16 protein-coding genes are annotated in these 17,683 nt (G+C 71.8%); 7 read left to right on the top strand and 9 right to left on the bottom strand.

Going from position 1 to position 17,683, the window contains the following annotated elements; translation table 11 throughout:
- Positions 1-85 precede the first annotated feature (85 nt).
- Positions 86-802: a FadR/GntR family transcriptional regulator gene (locus ACLZN2_RS48520; RefSeq protein ID WP_416986475.1), complete on the top strand. Its 717-nt coding sequence runs from the start codon at positions 86-88 to the stop codon at positions 800-802.
- 134 nt (positions 803-936) lie between these two features.
- Complete coding sequence (locus ACLZN2_RS48515; protein WP_416986474.1) at positions 937-2,283, top strand: amidase; 1,347 nt, start codon at positions 937-939, stop codon at positions 2,281-2,283.
- Between the two features lie 87 nt (positions 2,284-2,370).
- Here the strand turns inward: ACLZN2_RS48515 and ACLZN2_RS48510 are convergent, their stop codons facing one another.
- Positions 2,371-2,544 (bottom strand): hypothetical protein, encoded by a 174-nt coding sequence (locus ACLZN2_RS48510; RefSeq protein WP_416986473.1) that lies wholly within the window; start codon positions 2,542-2,544, stop codon positions 2,371-2,373.
- Positions 2,545-3,008: 464 nt separating this feature from the next.
- Between ACLZN2_RS48510 and ACLZN2_RS48505 the strand changes: the two genes are divergently transcribed.
- Entirely contained in the window at positions 3,009-3,452 is a 444-nt protein-coding gene (locus ACLZN2_RS48505) for a hypothetical protein (protein ID WP_416986472.1), read from the top strand.
- Positions 3,453-3,477: 25 nt separating this feature from the next.
- The gene (locus tag ACLZN2_RS48500; RefSeq protein ID WP_416986471.1) at positions 3,478-4,236 is read left to right on the top strand and encodes an SDR family oxidoreductase; all 759 of its coding nucleotides are present in this window, start codon (positions 3,478-3,480) and stop codon (positions 4,234-4,236) included.
- 88 nt (positions 4,237-4,324) lie between these two features.
- On the opposite strand, the gene ACLZN2_RS48495 is transcribed toward ACLZN2_RS48500, so the two are convergent.
- From ACLZN2_RS48495 to ACLZN2_RS48475, 5 genes are all read right to left on the bottom strand, one after another.
- Complete coding sequence (locus tag ACLZN2_RS48495; protein ID WP_416986470.1) at positions 4,325-5,818, bottom strand: SDR family NAD(P)-dependent oxidoreductase; 1,494 nt, start codon at positions 5,816-5,818, stop codon at positions 4,325-4,327.
- Between the two features lie 102 nt (positions 5,819-5,920).
- Positions 5,921-7,279 carry a wax ester/triacylglycerol synthase family O-acyltransferase gene (locus tag ACLZN2_RS48490; protein ID WP_416986469.1) on the bottom strand — a complete coding sequence of 453 codons (1,359 nt, stop codon included), beginning with the start codon at positions 7,277-7,279 and terminating at the stop codon, positions 5,921-5,923.
- Between the two features lie 102 nt (positions 7,280-7,381).
- Positions 7,382-8,602: a glucose-1-phosphate adenylyltransferase gene (gene glgC, locus ACLZN2_RS48485; RefSeq protein ID WP_416986468.1), complete on the bottom strand. Its 1,221-nt coding sequence runs from the start codon at positions 8,600-8,602 to the stop codon at positions 7,382-7,384.
- Positions 8,603-8,656: 54 nt separating this feature from the next.
- Complete coding sequence (gene glgA / locus ACLZN2_RS48480) at positions 8,657-9,829, bottom strand: glycogen synthase (RefSeq protein ID WP_416986467.1); 1,173 nt, start codon at positions 9,827-9,829, stop codon at positions 8,657-8,659.
- Positions 9,830-9,868: 39 nt separating this feature from the next.
- Positions 9,869-10,624, bottom strand: coding sequence for a (2Fe-2S)-binding protein (locus ACLZN2_RS48475; RefSeq protein ID WP_416986466.1), 756 nt, complete (start codon positions 10,622-10,624; stop codon positions 9,869-9,871).
- A gap of 209 nt (positions 10,625-10,833) precedes the next feature.
- Between ACLZN2_RS48475 and ACLZN2_RS48470 the strand changes: the two genes are divergently transcribed.
- Entirely contained in the window at positions 10,834-12,039 is a 1,206-nt protein-coding gene (locus tag ACLZN2_RS48470; RefSeq protein ID WP_416986465.1) for a DMT family transporter, read from the top strand.
- Here the strand turns inward: ACLZN2_RS48470 and ACLZN2_RS48465 are convergent.
- Positions 12,029-13,216: a transglycosylase family protein gene (locus ACLZN2_RS48465; protein WP_416986464.1), complete on the bottom strand. Its 1,188-nt coding sequence runs from the start codon at positions 13,214-13,216 to the stop codon at positions 12,029-12,031. The genes ACLZN2_RS48470 and ACLZN2_RS48465 overlap by 11 nt on opposite strands.
- A gap of 164 nt (positions 13,217-13,380) precedes the next feature.
- Here ACLZN2_RS48465 and gndA point away from each other — a divergent pair, with 164 nt between their 5' ends.
- Positions 13,381-14,820, top strand: coding sequence for an NADP-dependent phosphogluconate dehydrogenase (gndA, locus tag ACLZN2_RS48460; RefSeq protein ID WP_416986463.1), 1,440 nt, complete (start codon positions 13,381-13,383; stop codon positions 14,818-14,820).
- Between the two features lie 415 nt (positions 14,821-15,235).
- On the opposite strand, the gene ACLZN2_RS48455 is transcribed toward gndA, so the two are convergent.
- Positions 15,236-15,583, bottom strand: coding sequence for a GNAT family N-acetyltransferase (locus tag ACLZN2_RS48455; RefSeq protein WP_416986462.1), 348 nt, complete (start codon positions 15,581-15,583; stop codon positions 15,236-15,238).
- Between the two features lie 47 nt (positions 15,584-15,630).
- Positions 15,631-16,050, bottom strand: a complete 420-nt coding sequence (gene panD, locus ACLZN2_RS48450; protein ID WP_416986461.1) for an aspartate 1-decarboxylase — start codon at positions 16,048-16,050, stop codon at positions 15,631-15,633.
- 363 nt (positions 16,051-16,413) lie between these two features.
- Between panD and ACLZN2_RS48445 the strand changes: the two genes are divergently transcribed.
- The gene (locus tag ACLZN2_RS48445) at positions 16,414-17,658 is read left to right on the top strand and encodes an IS256 family transposase (protein WP_416986460.1); all 1,245 of its coding nucleotides are present in this window, start codon (positions 16,414-16,416) and stop codon (positions 17,656-17,658) included.
- Positions 17,659-17,683: the final 25 nt, after the last annotated feature.

Below are 17,683 nucleotides of genomic sequence, written 5' to 3'. Positions count from 1 at the left end.
CCGGACTCGAGGGGCGAAATTGACCCAAGTGGTCCGACCACATCCGTGGCTAGACTGCGCGGCACCGGCGAGGAGGAGAGAGCACGTGGAAGAGCCGCGGCAGGGCGGGAGCACTGCTCCCAAGGGCACGGTGACGCAGCGCGCCATCGAGCGGATCAAGGCGATGATCGGCGAGGGGCTGCTGGAGCCGGGCCAGCGGCTGCCGACCGAGCGCGATCTCGCGGCCCAGCTGGGCATCTCCCGCAGTTCGATGCGGGAGGCCATCCGGGCGCTGACGGTCCTCGGCGTGCTGGAGGCGCGGCACGGCTCCGGGATCTACGTCACCCAGCTGCAGGCCGGTGATCTGCTGGAGACGTTCGGGGTCGTCGCCGATCTCTCGCGCGGGCCGCGGCTGGTGGAGCTGCTGGAGGTGCGGCGGATCCTGGAGTCGACGGCGACCGCACTGGCCGCCGCCCGGATCACTCCCGCGCAACTGGCCGTGGTGGAGGACCACTTGGCGGCGATGAACGCCACGGACGACGCGGAGGAGATCCTCGCCCACGATCTCGCCTTCCACCGTGCGATCGCTCGGGCCGCGGGCAACGAGACGATGGCGGCGATCCTGGAGGGCCTGTCCTCGCGCACCTTCCGGGCCCGGGTGTGGCGCGGCTACCGCGAGGAGGGCGCGTTCGACCGCACCCGGCGCGAGCACGCCGCGATCCACCGCGCCCTCGCCGCCCATGATCCGGAGGCGGCCCGCGCGGCGGCGGCCGCGCATGTGGGCGAGGTCGAGGAGTGGTTGCGGACACAGGTGGGTTCCTGACACGACAGCGTCACGGATCTCCGGCGGCCCCTCGACGCGGGCCGCCCGGCGGGGGCATGGTTTCCCCTTGCGTACTCGCGAGTAGTACGCACTCACGAGTAGCACGTACTCACGAGGAGCGAAGAGGAGCCGCCGTGACCAGCTGGGTCGGCCGGACCGCCGTCGAGATCGCCGCCGCAGTGCGGGAGAAGCGGGTCACCCCGCGTGAGGTGGTGGCGGAGCACCTCGCGCGGATCGAACGGCTGGACGACCGGATCGGGGCGTTCCGGGTGGTGCGGGCCGAGGCCGCGCTCACCGAGGCCGACGAGGTGGCCGCCCGGTCCGATCTGGCCGAACTTCCCCTGGCCGGGGTGCCGGTGGCGGTCAAGGACAATCTGCCGGTGCGGGGCGAGTCGACGCGGGTCGGCTCGGCGGCGACCCCGGACACGCCGGCCGACGCCGACCATGTGACCGTGGCCCGGCTGCGGGCGGCCGGCGCGGTGGTCGTGGGGCTGACGAACGTGCCGGAGCTGTGTGTCTTCGGCACCACCGAGGGCGTGCACGGCACGGCTCGCAACCCCTGGGACACCTCGCGCACGGCGGGCGGCTCGTCCGGCGGCAGCGCGGCGGCGGTGGCCGCCGGGATGGTGCCGATCGCGCTCGGCAACGACGGCATGGGCTCGCTGCGCATACCGGCCGCCAACTGCGGTCTGGTCACCATCAAGCCGGGGCACGGGGTGGTGCCGGCGGGCATAGGCGACGGCGACTGGTTCGGGATGTCGGAGAACGGCCCGCTGGCCACGACGGTCGAGGACGCCCGGCTGATGCTGTCGGTCCTGGCGGCCACCGAGCCCGTACGACGGGACAGCGGGCCCGGCACGCTGAAGATAGCGGTGTCGGTGCGCAGCCCCCTCGCCGGTGTCGCGGTGAGCGCCCCGTACGCGGGCGCCGCCCGGGACGCGGCCGGGGTGCTGACGAAGGCGGGCCATCAGGTACGGCGGGCCGATCCGCGCTTCCCGCTCTCGCTGGGCGTGACCTCGCTCGCCCACTGGACGGCGGGCACGGCCGTGGACGCGGGAAGTCTGGACGGCCGGCTGCTCACCCGCCGCACACGGGTGCATGCCGCGCTCGGCCGGCGTTTCCTGAACGGGGTGCGGGGCGGCTCGGCGCGGGAGGAGCTGCGCCGGCGCCTGGAGCCGTTCTTCGAGGAGTACGACGTCCTGCTCACGCCGGCGCTGGCGCGGCGTTCACCGAGGTCAAAGCCGTGGCACGAGCGGGGCTGGCTGCGCAATGTACTGGTCAACACGAACTACTCGCCGCTGACGCCGCCGTGGAACCTGACCGGCTGGCCCGCGATGGCGGTGCCGTTCGGCACGCTCCCGTCGGGTGCGCCGGCCGCCGTACAGTTGGTGGGGCGGCCGGGGACGGAGGCGGCACTGCTGCGGGTCGCGGAGCAGTTGGAGGCGCTGCGTCCGTGGCGGCGGACGGCGCCGCTCGACTGAGAGCGGGCGGCCGGGGTCTGCATGGGCGTGGCTGGCGCAGCACCACGCCCATGCCGTCGAGAGAGCGCGAGGGGTGGGCCGGGCGGCTCAGTCCACGCTGGGCAGGATGTGGTCCTCGGCGAGGTCGTCCTCATAGCCCGCCAGGCGGATCGGGGCGGAGCGCGCCCACACGTCGAGGCTGCCGATCTCGCCGGGCCTGCGGCCGGCGCGCTCCATGCGTTCCTTGGGGCGTTGTTCGCGATTCGTCTTCTCCGGTGTCACCGCGCACTCCTTCTGTGTCGGGTCACCCTCGGGGCGTGCCGGCCATTCTGCGGTCCGGCGCTGAACGCTCCCTTGGGGCTGGCTGGAGTCGGTGGCGACGCGGTGGTGCCGGTGACTCCGAGGAGAGCTGGCCGTTGTGAACCGGCTTGTCCCAGACGGACGGTGGGTGTGGGTGGCACTCCGTCCTGCTGTCCGTCCGATACAGACTAACCAAATGAGCGGGGTACCGCTCGATAGCGCTGAAAATTTGAGGTAACCATGGCGCGCCACCCACGTGTCCTCGTAGGCGAATTGAACACTTTTAGATTGATTCGCACCTTTCGAGTTCACCCGACCGGCGTACATGACTCCCTCCGGGTGACCGTCCGCCGCGCCGTTCAAGTCCCGTTCGCCCGGTCGCAAGCACGCCATGATCTGCTGAGGTCCCGAACGGCTGTCTCGCTGTCCCGCGGGAGGACTGACGCATGGAGCTGCGCAGCGTCGAGGAGCTGATGGACCTGCTGTACGCGTGCCGGGGCGTACCCGAGTCCCCGGGCGGTCGGGCCCACGGGGTCGATCTGCACGACCACGCGCTGCAGACGGCGGCACTGCTGCGGCGAAGTCGCCCCGCGGACAAGGAACTCCAGCTGACCGGCCTGGTCCATCCCATCGGCCACCTCCTGCGCCCCACAGACCTAACCGGCCGCGCGGAGCGCACCGCGGAGGCCGTACGCCCCCTGCTCGGCCCCCGCGTGGCCCGTCTGCTCCGGCTGCACCCCTGGCGCGGCACCGACGACGACCTGGCCCGCCTCCACCAGGCCGACGAGGACGGCCGCTCCCCCGACGTCGACGCGGGCGTGCTGGAGGACTGGCGCACGGTGCTGGAGCTGATCGCGGCCCGCAACTCCCGTCTCGGGGCTGTCGATTGAACCCAGGCCGTGAGACCGTACCCCGATGACGTCGTCGTACGGCATGCACGGCAGGGCCGCCGTCGTCACGGGCGCCACCCGGGGCATCGGCCGAGCGGTGGCACAGGCGCTGGCGGACGCGGGGGCGCGGGTGTGCGTGAGTGCCCGGAACCCGGACGAGGTCCGGCGGACCGCCCGCGAGCTGGGCGGGGTGGGCCTCGCGGGAAGCGTCGCGGACCCGGGACACCCGGAGGCGCTCACCGACCTGTGCCTGCGCACGTACGGCCGCCTGGACGTCCTGGTCAACAACGCGGCGACGAACCAGCCGTACGGCCCCCTCATGGACGCCGACCCGGACATCTGGCGCGAGGCCTTCACCGTCAACGTCGAGGCACCCCTACGCCTCGTGCAGTGCGCCTGGCACGCCTGGATGCGCGAGCACGGCGGCACGGTGATCAACATCTGCACCGAGGGCGCGGGCCACGTGGGCCCCGGCGTAGGCGCCTACGGCACCAGCAAGGCGGCCCTCCTCCACCTCACCCAACAGCTCGCGGGCGAACTCGGCCCGGCGGTCCGCGTCAACGCGGTCTCCCCCGGCCTCGTACGCACCGAGATGGCACGGTTCGTGTGGGAACCGAAGGAGAGGGCCATCGCGGCGGACCTCCCCCTCGGCCGCATCGGCGAACCGGAGGACGTGGCGCAGGCGGTGCTGTGGCTGTGTTCGGACGCGGCGCAATGGATCACGGGCACTGATCTCCTGGTGGACGGCGGCACCCGTGTAAGGGCGGCACGCACCGCAACCTGAAGGGGCGCGGGGCTGTGTAAATGTGCGGCTCCGCCGCGTGGGCGCGACCAGCCACAACGCACCCGCACCCGCCCACCGGCCCAAAAGGTCACCACTTACCCGGCGCATAGTCCTTCAAGAAGACCCCGTACACGTCCTCCCCAGCCTCACCCCGCACCACCGGGTCATAGACCCGAGCCGCCCCGTCGACCAGATCCAGCGGCGCGTGGAACCCCTCCTCCGCGAGCCGCAGCTTGTCGAAGTGGGGCCGCTCGTCCGTGATCCACCCGGTGTCGACGGAGGTCATGAGGATCCCGTCGCTCTGGAACATCTCCTGCGCGCTGGTCCGCGTGACCATGTTCATCGCGGCCTTGGCGGCGTTGGTGTTCGGATGCCCCGCACCCTTGTACCCGCGCCCGAAGACCCCCTCCATGGCCGACACGTTCACGACGTACGACCGCCCGCTCTTCGCCCTCCGGGCCGCCTCGGCCATGGCCGGGCGCAGCTTGCTGATCAGGATGAACGGCGAGGTGTAGTTGCACAGCTGGGTCTCCAGCAGCTCCACCGGGGAGATCTGCTCGATGGTCTGCACCCAGGTGTTGGTGTCGACGACGTCGGGGACGAGTCCGCCCGCGTCGATGGCGGTGCCGTCGAGGTGCCGGGCGACGCTGGCGTTGCCCGCGACCAGGGCGAGGTCGGCCACCTTCTGCGCGTCGAGCCCGCTGGTGCCGATGGGCAGCGCGGCCAGTCCGTCGACCGCGCCGGAGTTGAAGGCTCCGATGACGTGGTGGGCGGGCAGCTCACCGGCGGGCAGCGGGGCGCTCTCGCCGTCGACGAGGGCGGCGTACGCGGTCGGCAGGCGCCGTACGGTTTGCGTCGCGTTGTTGATCAGGACGTCCAGCGGACCCGCCTCGGACACCTGCTCGGCAAGCGCCACGGCCTGCGCCGGGTCGCGCAGGTCGATGCCGACGACCTCCAGCCGGTGGATCCAGTCGGCGGAGTCGTCCATGGCCTTGAAGCGGCGGATGGCGTCCTTGGGGAAGCGCGTGGTGATCGTGGTGTGCGCGCCGTCGCGCAGCAGCCTCAGCGCGATGTACATGCCGATCTTGGCGCGCCCGCCGGTGAGCAGGGCCCGCTTGCCGGTGAGGTCGGCGCGGGCGTCCCGCTTGGCGCGGTTGAGGTCGGCGCAGGCCGGACACAGCTGGTGGTAGAAGTAGTCGACCTCGACGTACCGGGTCTTGCAGGTGTAGCAGGAGCGCGGGCGCTGGAGTATCCCGGCGATCCGGCCCGCCTCGGTGACCGACGACGGCAGGATGCCCTCGGTCTCGTCGTCGATGCGCTGCGCGGAGCCGGTCGCGGTGGCCTCGGTGACCGCCTTGTCGTGGGCGGTCTTGGAGGCCCGTCGCTCCTGGCGGCGGCGCTGCTTCACCGTGCGGTAGATGCCGGCGGTGGCCCGGCGCACGGTGATCGCGTCCGGGTGGTCGACCTCCAGCTTGTCGAGTTCCTCGAGCACACTGAGACAGACGGCCAGCCGCTCGGGGTCGATGCCGGGGCCGTGGGCAATCTCCTCGGTGGCCGCCGAGCCGTCCTCTGTCACCGTCATCGCGCTGCTGTTCCCTGCTGAGAAGTGCGGCGCTCCGACCGCGCCCGCTTTCGAACGGGGAAGTCTACGGAGCGCCGGGCCTCTCCTCCAAACCCGATCCGGTCAGGAACCGCAGGCCGTGATGAGTGTCTCCACCTCGGCGGTCAGCGCGTGCGCGAACCGGTCGAGGTCCGGGACGGCCACCGCGTCGGCGACGAGCCCGTAGTGCACCCGGCCTCGGTACGTCGAGACGGCCACCGCCAGGGACTGGCCGCGGGCCAGCGGGGCGTACGGGAACACCTCGGTGACCGGGTTCCCGCCGAGCTTCAGACCGAGGCTGGGCAGGGGGACGCTGGTGACGAGGATGTCGAACCAGAACCGGGCGGCCTGGCTGACCAGCGGTCCGCCGAGCCGGTGGCCGAGCGCCGGGACGTGGTCGGCGAGCAGGGCGACGGCGCCCGCGCCCCGGCCGGGTCCGGCGTCCTTGTTGGCGTCCATGGCGGTGCGGACCTGGGCGAGCCGGCCGAGCGGGTCGGCGTCGTCGACCGGAAGCCGTATCAGGTACCCGGAGAGCCGGTTGCCCTGTGGGTGCGCGGTGCGCGGGCGGCGCTTGGAGACGGGGATCAGCGCCCGGGGGCGTACGCCCTCGCTGCCATCGCCGCGCTCGTCCAGCCAGCGGCGCAGGGCGCCTGCGACCACCGCGATCAGGACGTCGTTGACGGTGCCGCCGACGACCTTGCGGACGCGATGCACGTCGTCGAGGTCGAGGACCACCCCGGCGGTGCGGCGGGTGCCGGTGGGCCGGGCGGCGAGCGCGGGGGTGGACCGTACGCCCAGCCGCGACACGGCGACGGAGGCGCCGATGTCGAGGGCGCGCCCCACGTCGGAGACGGCGCCGCGCAGCAGCCCGGGGAGTCTGCGCACGTCGGGGATCAGGCCCCGGGCGGGCTCGGCCGGGCGGGGCCGGGGCGCGGGCAGGTCCATGGGGTCCAGGACGGCGGCGGCGAGCGTCAGGGCGCGCAGTCCGTCGGCGAGGGCGTGGTGGAACTTGAACAGCACGGCGAAGGTCACGCCGTCCTCCCCCGGCAGGACGTGCGCCTCCCAGGGCGGGCGGTCGCGCTCCAGGGGGCGCTCCATGAGCCGGCCGGCCGCGGTCTGGAAGTCGGCGGTGGGGGCGTGCAGACTGACGTGCCGGAGGGGGTCGAAGTCCGGGTCGGTCTCGCGCACGGCACCGCCTATGGCGAGCGGCCGGCGCAGGTCGAGCGGCAGCACGGGGTCGAAGGGCCGCCACACGTCCCGGATCCGCATGCGCAGCCCGGGGACGGCCGCCGCCCGGGCCGCGAGCAGGTCGGCCGCGTGGGCGCCGGCGGTGGGCGACTGCGCGGCGAAGACACCGAGGGCACCGAGGTGCATCGGATGCTCGGGGGACTCGATGTTCCAGAACGCCAGGTCGAGGGGTGCCAGGAGATCATCAGCAGACAAGGGCTTGCCTCGCGTCGACGACGGGTGAGGCTGCAGTCAACCTCCTGAAGGTGATTACGGTCAAGCACCTTCAGGCTACGCACAGTTAACAGCCGATTAAGTTCATGACACCTGCTGGCCCTTCCCGAGGCCGATGACCCCGTTCTCGGAGACGGTGTACAGCTCTCCGTCGCGCTCGGGGTTGACGCCGATGGTGGCGCCGGGCGGGACCTCGACGTTCTTGTCCAGGACCGCGCCGCGCACCACCGCGCCCCGGCCGATGTGGACGTTGTCGTGCAGGATCGAACCCTGGACTACGGCTCCCGGATCGACCCGGACACCCGGCGAGAGCACGGACCGGGTGACCTGTCCGCGGATCAGGCAGCCCGCACTGATGATCGACTCGCTGGCCATGCCGCCCGCGTTGAAGCGGGCCGGGGAGAGCTGGTTGGAGTGGGTGTAGATGGGCCAGCTGCGGTTGTACAGGTTGAAGGCGGGGCGCTCGGCGATCAGGTCCATATGGGCGTCGTAATACGCGTCGAGCGTCCCGACGTCCCGCCAGTAGCCCTGGTCGCGGGTGGTCTCGCCGGGGACGTGGTTGGAGCTGAAGTCGTACAGCTGGGCCTCTCCCCGCCGGGTGAGCTGGGGCAGGATCGAGCCGCCCATGTCGTGCACGGAGTCCTCGTCCTCGGCGTCCCGCTGGAGCGCCTCGATGAGGGCCTTGGTGGAGAAGATGTAGTTGCCCATCGAGGCGAAAACGGTCTCGGGGTCGTCGGCGAGGCCGGGCGGGTCGGCGGGCTTCTCCAGGAAGTTCTCGACCGTCTGGCCGTCCGAGCCGGGGGTGATCACCCCGAACGAGGACGATTCGCCGCGCGGGATCCGGATGCCGGCCACCGTGACGCCCGCTCCGCTGTCGATGTGCTGGGTGAGCATCTGCCGCGGGTCCATGCGGTAGACGTGGTCGGCACCGAACACGGCGACGTACTCGGGCTGCTCGTCGTAGACCAGGTTCAGCGACTGCAGGAGGGCGTCGGCGCTGCCCAGGTACCAGCGCTTGCCGAGCCGCTGCTGGGCGGGCACGGGGGTGACGTAGTTGCCGAGCAGACTGGACATCCGCCAGGTGGTGGTGATGTGCCGGTCCAGCGAGTGCGACTTGTACTGCGTGAGCACGCAGATGCGCAGGACGTCGGCGTTGACGAGGTTGGACAGCACGAAGTCGACGAGCCGGTAGGTGCCGCCGAACGTGACCGCCGGTTTGGCGCGGTCCGCGGTCAGGGGCATCAGGCGCTTGCCCTCACCGCCCGCCAGCACGATGCCGAGCACAGAAGGTCCACCACGACGCATTGGTCGCTCCCCTCACCCTGGTTGGAACCCATGGATGCCCCGCCTCGGGGCACGCTACGCCTGTTTGAGGATCTCCTCGTACAGCCGGACCGTCCGCCGGGCCACCGCGTCCCAGCCGAACTCGTCCACCGCGCGCACCCGGCCGGCCTCACCCATCCGGCGCCCGGCCCCCGGATCCGAGAGGACCGCGTCCAGCGCCCGGGCCAGCCCCGCCTCGAACACCGCGTCGTCCTCGTCGACCGGTACGAGGACACCGGTCACCCCGTCCTCGACGACCTCCGGTATCCCGCCGACCCGGGAGGCCACCACGGGAGTACCGCAGGCCATCGCCTCCAGGTTGACGATGCCGAGGGGTTCGTACACCGAAGGACAGACGAACACGGCCGCGTGGGTGAGGAGTTGGATCACCTCGGGGCGCGGCAGCATGCGCGGGATCCAGTGCACGCCGTCGCGGGCGCGGCTGAGTTCGGCGAACAGGTCGCGGAACTCCCGGTCTATCTCGGGGGTGTCGGGGGCGCCCGCGCAGAGCACGACCTGGGCGGCGGGGTCGATGTCCCGTACGGCGCGCAGGAGATGGGGCACGCCCTTCTGCCGGGTGATGCGGCCGACGAACAGCACGTAGGGGCGGCCGGGGTCCAGTCCGATCCGCTCCAGGGCGTCCGTGCCGTGGTCGGGCCGGTAGAGGCTGGTGTCGATGCCGTTGTGGACCACGTGCACCCGGTCCGGGGCGAGCGCGGGATAGCAGGTGAGGATGTCCTCGCGCATCGCGGCCGATACGGCGATCACCGCGTCGGCGGCCTCCAGCGCGGTCCGCTCGGCCCAGCTCGACAGGGCGTATCCGCCGCCGAGTTGCTCGGCCTTCCAGGGGCGCAGGGGCTCCAGTGAGTGCGCGGTCACCACGTGCGGGACGCCGTACAGCTCCTTGGCGAGATGGCCGGCGAGGTTGGCGTACCACGTGTGCGAGTGGACGAGTTCGCGGCCTTCGAGGGCGGCGGCCATGGCGAGGTCCACGGAGAAGGTGCGCAGCGCGTCGTTGGAGCCGTCCAGGGCGGACCAGGGGCGGTGGCGCTGGACGCCCTCCGCGCGTTCCCTGAGGGAGCTCTCGCCCCAGCAGTGCACGTCGAGGTCGACGAGCCGGTACAACTCCCGGGCGAGGAACTCGACATGGACGCCCGCGCCGCCGTACACGTCCGGGGGGTACTCCCGGGTCAGCAGTCCCACTCGCACCCGGAACCCCCCATTCTCTGCGGCTGGTTCCCCTCATGGTCACCCAGACGGGGCGCGCGGGGAAGAGCGCGGGGGTCGTGTGAAGCAACAGTCGCCGCAGACTCCCCCACCCGGTACCCGGTAGTAGAGACAGCAGCTGCGGCGGCGGAAGGCGCTGCCGGCCAGGGTCCCGGTACCGGCCAGGAGGGGGTGGGTGAACAGTTCGGCGGTGAGGGCACGCGCGCGTGCGGCGGTCCCGGGCCGGCCGTGCGTGTGCGCCCACTGTTCCAGCTGCCGGGCGGCTCCGGCCAGGGCGGAGGCGGCGTTGCCCCGCAGCAGGCCGGGGGCGACGGGGTGACGGGCGCGCAGGGCCGCCGACAGCGGTTCCAGGTGACCGTCCAGTACGGCGGCGGCGAGGGTCGTGGCGTCGCCGGGCAGGGCCCTGACCTCGGTCAGCCACAGGTCGTCGGGGGCACTGCCGTCCGGGTCCCAGCGCAGCAGCCGCGGATCCAGGTCGGGGATCGCGCCGTACAGTGCGGCACAGCCCAGCGCCGCCGACCACAGCCGGGCCGCGAGCCCCTGCTGGGCCACGGAGGCGCCGATCCGTTCCTCGGGGGCCCCGAGCGCCCGGCTCACCTTCCGGACACGGAAAGTCAGGGAATTCCCGTAAACATCCGACGACCGGTTTTCATAGGTCCGCGCGAGGGTCGGCAGCGGGCGCGGCGGTTCTCCGGCCACGCGTAGGAGGAAGAAGCCGCCGAGCGGGCGCAGCGCGGCGAGTTCGGGGTCGAGGTCCACGACGTGCAGTAGTACCAAGGGCCTCGGGGCGCACGATCAGGGGGATCCCCCACACGTCACCCGTCTGAGGGAGGACCGCGGTCCCGTCGTACTCCATCGGCAGTAGGACGCATTGAGTGCTCAGGTACGACGACGGGAACAGATCGACAAGGCATCGTGTTGGTTATGAAGGCCGACCGTTCGCCGCGCCGGGTCCCGGGCCCCGGCCTCACGCAGAGGAGCAGCTCATGAGCGCCCTCGCGTTGTCCGTGGTCCTGTCGCTGATCTCCGCCGTGGCGTACGCGTCCGGCGCGATCGTGCAGGAGCAGGTCGCGGTGTCCTCCCCGGACGGGGAGTACGCGCCGCTGCGCCGCCCCGGCTGGTGGGCGGCGGTCGCGCTGAACGGCCTCGGCGGGGTGCTGCACGTGGTGGCGCTCGCCTACGGTCCGCTGAGCCTGGTGCAGCCGCTGGGCGCGCTGACCATCGTGTTCGCGCTGCCCATGGCCGCGCTGTTCGTCGGCCGCAGGGCCGGGGCGACGGCCTGGCGGGGCGCGATCATGGCGACGGTGGGTCTGGCCGGTCTGCTCTCCCTGGTCGGCGCCTCCGACGCGCAGTCGCTCAGCACCCCGCAGCGGGTGAGCGTGGCCGTGGTGACCGCCGGTGCGGTGGTGGCCCTGATGGCCGCCGGGCGGGCCGCGCACCGGCACCCCGCGGTGCGCAGCATGCTGCTGGCGACCGCGTCCGGCATAGCCTTCGGCATGTCGTCCGTCTTCACCAAGACCGTCACGGTCGACTGGACCGACGGTGTCTCGACGGCGGACATTCCCTCCCTGGCCGTGATCGGTGTGCTGGCCACGGCCGGCATGCTGCTGTCGCAGGCCTCCTACCGGGGCGCGGGCCTCGCGGCCCCGCTGGCCACGCTGACCGTGGTCAACCCGGTGGTGGCGGCCGCGGTCGGCATCACGATGTTCGGCGAGACGTTCCGCTACGGCACGACGGGCACCGCGCTCGCCCTGAGCTGTGGGGTGGTGGCGGCGGGCGGTCTGATCCTGCTGACCACCGAGCGTCTTCAAGGAGGATCCGCTGTGGCCGGGACTGTGGCCGCACCGGAGGAGGAGACGGTGAAGCCGGCCGAGCCCGCGCTCACCTCGGGCGGGGCGACGCCGGACACGGCGGCGCTCACGGACGCGGCGGCGCTCACGGACGCGGAACAGAGGTTGATGCCGGTCCTGGCGGTCCTGCCGGAGGAGCTGCTGCGGCAGCCGGTCGCCGTGGAGGTCCGGGAGGACGCGCGCCGCGAGGAGCCGCGGGTGCCGGCCCAGGCCGGGGAGCCCCTGGACGAGTCTCCGGACCCGGCCGACCGGCCGATGGTGTTCCTGCAGAGCCCGCTCTACAGCGCGACGTACATTCCGGTGCCGGCCGTCGACCGGCACCGGGTGCGCGTCAAATCCTGACGCCGCCGGCCCGCAGATAGGCCAGCGGGTCGACATCCGATCCGAAACCGGGCCCCGTCCGCACCTCGAAGTGCAGATGCGGGCCCGTGCTGTTGCCCGTGGAGCCGGAGCGCCCGATGCGCTGGCCGCCGCCCACCGACTGCCCGTCCCGCACGGAGATCGCGGAGAGATGGGCGTACTGGGTGTAGCGGCCGTCGGCGTGTCTGATGACGACCTGGTAGCCGAAGGACCCGCCCCAGCCCGCGCTGACGACGGTGCCCGAGGCGACCGCCTTCACGGAGGTGCCGGTGGGCACGGGGAAGTCGACGCCGGTGTGGTAGCCCTTCGACCAGGAGGAGCCGGTCGCGTGGTACGGGGTTCCGGTGGCGGCGGCGACCGGGGCGACGAGGGAATGGCCGGTCTGCGCCTTGTCGTCGGCGTCGGATTCCTGCTCGGTACGGGACCGGGACGTGCTCGGGCTCGTCGTGGGGGCGGACGTGCCGGCCGGGGCGCGCAGTTTCAGCCGCTGGCCCGGCAGGATCAGGTCGGGATCGGTGCCGATGGTGGTCCGGTTCGCGGCGTAGAGCCGCCGCCAGCCGCCCTTGACGTCCTGGGTGTCGGCGATGCCGGAGAGGGTGTCGCCGCGGACGACGGTGTACATCTCGGCGGTGCCGGCCCGCGACTGGGGCGTGGCCTGCGGCTGTACGTCCTTCAGCGAGGTCTTGGCCGACTTGGTGGACGTACTCCCGGAGGTGCTGCCGGACGTGCTGCCGGAGCCGCCGCCGGAGGTCCCGTTCGGGTGGATGTCGGGGGTGTCACCGCCCCGGGTGAGTCCGGCGCGTACCGAACAGACCGGCCACGCGCCGGGCCCCTGGCCCTCCAGGACCTTCTCCGCGACGGCGATCTGCTGGTCCCTGGTGGCCAGGTCGGCGCGCTGGGCGTACCGCTTGCCGCCGTACGCCTCCCAGGTCGACTGGGTGAACTGCAGGCCGCCGTAGAAGCCGTTGCCGGTGTTGATGTGCCAGTTGTTGCTGGACTCGCAGGCGGCGACCTTGTTCCAGGTGTCCACGTCGGCCGCCTGGGCCGCGCCGGCGCCGATGAGCGGTATCGCCATGCCGGCGCCGCCCGCGGTGACCGTGAGTGAGGCCCGGTTGATCCTGTTCGGCTGGTACCGGCGGTGCCGGCCGCGTACGGCCATGGAGTTCCCCCTCGACAAGCGTCAGGAGGGGCAAAAGTAAGGGCCGTTCACAGCCCGTGACAAGACCGCAATCAGCCGCTCCCGGTTCACCCATGGGCGCGGGAAACCCGTAAGGATGGCCCCAGGACGAAACAGACGGGCACCACCCCCTAGGAGCCAGCCCTATGAGCACTACAGCGCAGATCGGTGTGACGGGACTCGCGGTCATGGGCCGCAATCTCGCCCGCAACTTCGCGCGCAACGGTTACACGGTGGCGCTGCACAACCGGACGGTGGCGCGCACCCACGCGCTGGTGGAGGAGTTCGGGCACGAGGGCGCGTTCGTGGCGGCGGAGACCGCCAAGGACTTCGTGGCGGCGCTGGAGCGGCCCCGCCGACTGGTGATCATGGTGAAGGCCGGTGAGCCGACCGACGCGGTCATCCGGGAGTTCGCCCCGCTCCTCGAACCCGGCGACATGATCATCGACGGCGGCAACGCGCACTTCGCGGACACCCGGCGCCGGGAGCGCGAACTGCGCGAGCAGGGCCTCCACTTCGTCGGCACGGGCATCTCCGGCGGCGAGGAGGGCGCGCTGCACGGGCCGAGCATCATGCCGGGCGGCTCGACCGAGTCGTACGGCTCGCTCGGCCCGATGCTGGAGAGGATCTCCGCGAAGGCGGCGGACGGCGCGCCCTGTGTGACGCACGTCGGGCCGGACGGCGCCGGGCACTTCGTGAAGATGGTCCACAACGGCATCGAGTACGCCGACATGCAGCTGATCGGTGAGGCGTACCAGCTGCTGCGGGACGTCGCCGGGTACGCGCCGGCGCAGATCGCGGAGATCTTCCGCACCTGGAACCGGGGGCGGCTGGACTCGTACCTGATCGAGATCACGGCCGAGGTGCTGTCCCATGTGGACGCGGCGACGGGGAAGCCGTTCGTGGACGTGGTCGTGGACCAGGCGGAGCAGAAGGGCACCGGCCGCTGGACGGTCCAGATCGCGCTCGACCTGGGCGTGCCGGTGTCGGGCATCGCGGAGGCGGTCTTCGCGCGGTCGCTGTCCGGGCACGCCGCGCTGCGGGAGGCGTCCCGCGGGCTGGCCGGACCGAAGGCGGCGCCGCTGGGCGAGGCGGAGGCGGGGGCGTTCGCGGACCGGGTGGAGCAGGCGCTGTACGCCTCGAAGATCGTGTCGTACACGCAGGGGTTCCACGAGATCGCGGCGGGCAGCGAGGAGTACGGCTGGGACATCGACCTCGGGGCGGTGTCGTCGATCTGGCGGGGCGGCTGCATCATCCGGGCGGCTTTCCTCGACCGGATCCGTGCGGCGTACGACGCTCGGGCGGATCTGCCGAGTCTGCTGTCGGACGAGACGTTCGCCTCCGAGATCGCGGCGGCACAGGACGACTGGCGTGAGGTCGTGGTGGCGGGCGTGCGGCAGGGGGTGCCCACGCCCGGGTTCGCCGCGGCGCTCGCCTACTACGACGCGTTGCGGGCCGAGCGGTTGCCTGCGGCGCTCACGCAGGGGCAGCGGGACTTCTTCGGGGCGCACACGTATCGGAGGGTGGACCGGGAGGGGGCGTTCCACACGGTGTGGGGTGGGGATCGGTCCGAGGTGGGTGCGTAGCGCCCGAGGAGGGGGCTGGTCCGGTCGGGGCGCGGGCGCGTGGGGGCTGGTCGCGCAGTTCCCCGCGCCCCTTGGGGCATGGGGGTGGGCGGTGTTGTTGAGGTACCGCCCACTCGGTGTCTACGTCAGGGGTGGGCCCGGTTCCGGGTTTGGGGGTGGTTCCGGGCCCGGGGGGATCGGGGAGGGGGATGGTTCGGGGGGTGGGCCCGGGATCGGTGGGGGCTGGGGGGCCGGTGGGGGTTCCGGGGGTGGCACCGGGCTCGGGTACGGGTCCGGGGGGCCCGGGGGTGGGGCGGGGTCGGGGGGTGGGGTGGTCATCGTGTCCTCCGGCCAGTCGTCAGGCGTGGCTCTGGACTACTCCCCCGCCTACCCGGCGCCGCCCCGGGCACTCACCCGGGTGGGCCCGGGGCGGCGCTCAGAAACGGCCGGGGTGGGCGCGCAGCCAGTCCTTGGCGGCGGTCAGGAGGGCGGGGTCGGCCACAGGAGCCTCCTCCGGGTGGCGGGCGGCCCATTTCACGACGTACGGGCAGAGCGGGGCGACCGGGACACCCTCGCGTGCGGCGATGGCGTACAGCTCGCGTGCGAGGGAGCCGGCGATGCCCTGGCCCTCGTGGGCCGGCTCCACGATGGTGTGCACCGGGACGAGGGCGCGGGCGGGCGACTCCAGGACGAAGTACTCGATGCGGCCCGCGACCTCGCCCGCCCCGCCGAGGGCTTCGAGGCGGCCGGCAGCCCGGTCGTCGCGGATCTCGATGTCGCTCATGGGCACTCCCGGTGCGATGCGTACGGACGGTGCGGCCGACGCGTCGCTCAGACGGACACCGCCTGCGGGCTGCGCCGCTGGTCGGAGCCCGGTACCGGCTCCGAGGCGTCGGCCCCGAGGGCCACGATCCGGTTGTCGCCGTCCACGTGCACGACCCGCGGCTTCAGCGCCCTCGCCTCGGCGTCGGAGACCTGAGCGTAACTGATGATGATCACCAGATCTCCGGGGTGGACGAGATGGGCGGCGGCACCGTTGATCCCGACGACCCCCGAGCCGCGCTCGCCCTCGATGACGTACGTCTCCAGCCGCGCGCCGTTGGTGATGTCGACGATGTGGACGAGCTCACCGGGCAGCAGATCGGCGGCGTCCAACAGGTCCGCGTCGATGGTCACCGATCCCACGTAGTGCAGGTCGGCCTGGGTGACGGTAGCGCGGTGGATCTTGGACTTGAACAGAGTACGCAGCACTTTGGACTCCTGGAAGACGGCTCCCTGCCAGCTTTGTGCAGGTCAAGGGCGTCTCGACTGTACACCGGGACACGGTGGTCGAGGATTGTGAGGAACATCGCTCCGCTCGGGCGAGACGGCTTCACGCCTGGGCTTTCGCGCCGCACCGGAGCCTGTTCAGGCAATCCACCCGGGAAAGCCCGGCGACTCATGCTGGCCGGATGCGGATCGCGTCCCGTGGAGTGGTGTAACTGGGCAGCGTCCGGGAACGCGCGGGTGTCTGCCCGGGGCGTGCATCCGCTGGTGGTGCATGCTCCCTGAACAAGGGCAGGCCATCGCGCAAGTCTCTCTGGTGAACGGGCAGTTCGACCGGAGGAGCACGCGATGGCCTTGTCCCAGTCTGAGCTGATGCGGCTGCTGGAGTCACTACGTCGGGCCGATGGAGTTGAAGCAATCAGGGTGGTGTGCGAGCGCGTCCTGCAGGAGCTGATCGAGGCCGAGGCCACCGAGGTGATCGGTGCCGCGCCGCGCGAGCACTCCGAGACGCGTACGACCTGGCGCAATGGACACCGGGAGAGGCTGCTGACCACGCAGGCCGGCGATCTGGACCTGAAGATCCCGAAGGTGCGGAGCGGGTCGTTCTTCCCGTCGCTGCTGGAACGCCGGCGGCGGATCGACCGGGCGTTGTTCGCCGTGGTGATGCAGGCCTATGTGCACGGTGTCTCGACCCGTTCGGTCGACGACCTGGTCAAAGCACTCGGTGCGGACAGCGGGATCTCCAAGTCCGAGGTCTCCCGCATCTGCGGTGAGCTGGACGAGGAACTGACCGCGTTCAAGGAGCGGCCGCTGGACCACACCGTCTTCCCGTACGTGTTCCTGGACGCCACCTATTGCAAGGCGAGGGTGAATCACCGGATCGTCTCCCAGGCCGTGGTCATCGCCACCGGGATCTCCGCCACCGGGCACCGCGAGATCCTCGGGCTGATGGTCGGCGACAGCGAATCGAAGCCGTTCTGGACGAAGTTCCTGCGCTCGCTGCGGGCCCGCGGTCTGGAGAACGTCCAGCTGGTCATCTCCGACAGCCACAGCGGTCTGGTGGCCGCGATCCGCACTGTTTTCCTCGGCGCGGCCTGGCAAAGGTGTCGGGTTCACTTCGTCCGGGACGTCTTTTCGGTGATCGAGAGGGGCTCCGGGGAGATGGTCGCCGCCACCATACGCACCGTCTTCGCGCAGACCACCGGCGAGCAGGTGCGGACCCAGCTGAACGTGGTCGCTGACCTGCTCGGACGGCAGTTCCCGCAGGTCAAGGCGATGCTGCTGGATGCGGCGACGGACATCACCGCGTTCGCCGACTTTCCGCCGGCGCACTGGAAGAAGATCTGGTCGACCAACCCGCTGGAGCGGCTGAACCGGGAGATCAAACGGCGGGCCGACGTCGTCCAGGTCTTCCCCAACCCCGCCGCCCTGGACCGGCTCGCCGCCGCGGTCCTGGCCGAACTTCACGACGAGTGGCAGGTCTTCGACCGCCGCTACCTGTCGGAAGCCTCCATGGCCGAGATCTTCACCGCCAAGCCCACCGAACCCGAACCGCAGATCACCCCAAAACCGGAACCGAAACAGCTGCCGTGACTACACCACACCGCGGGACATGACC

Origin of the sequence: Streptomyces sp. T028 (assembly GCF_048159505.1) — a bacterium.
GTDB lineage: Bacteria > Actinomycetota > Actinomycetes > Streptomycetales > Streptomycetaceae > Streptomyces.
The sequence above is the reverse complement of the archived record's forward strand: the minus strand, read 5'-3'. Positions and strand labels throughout refer to the sequence as shown.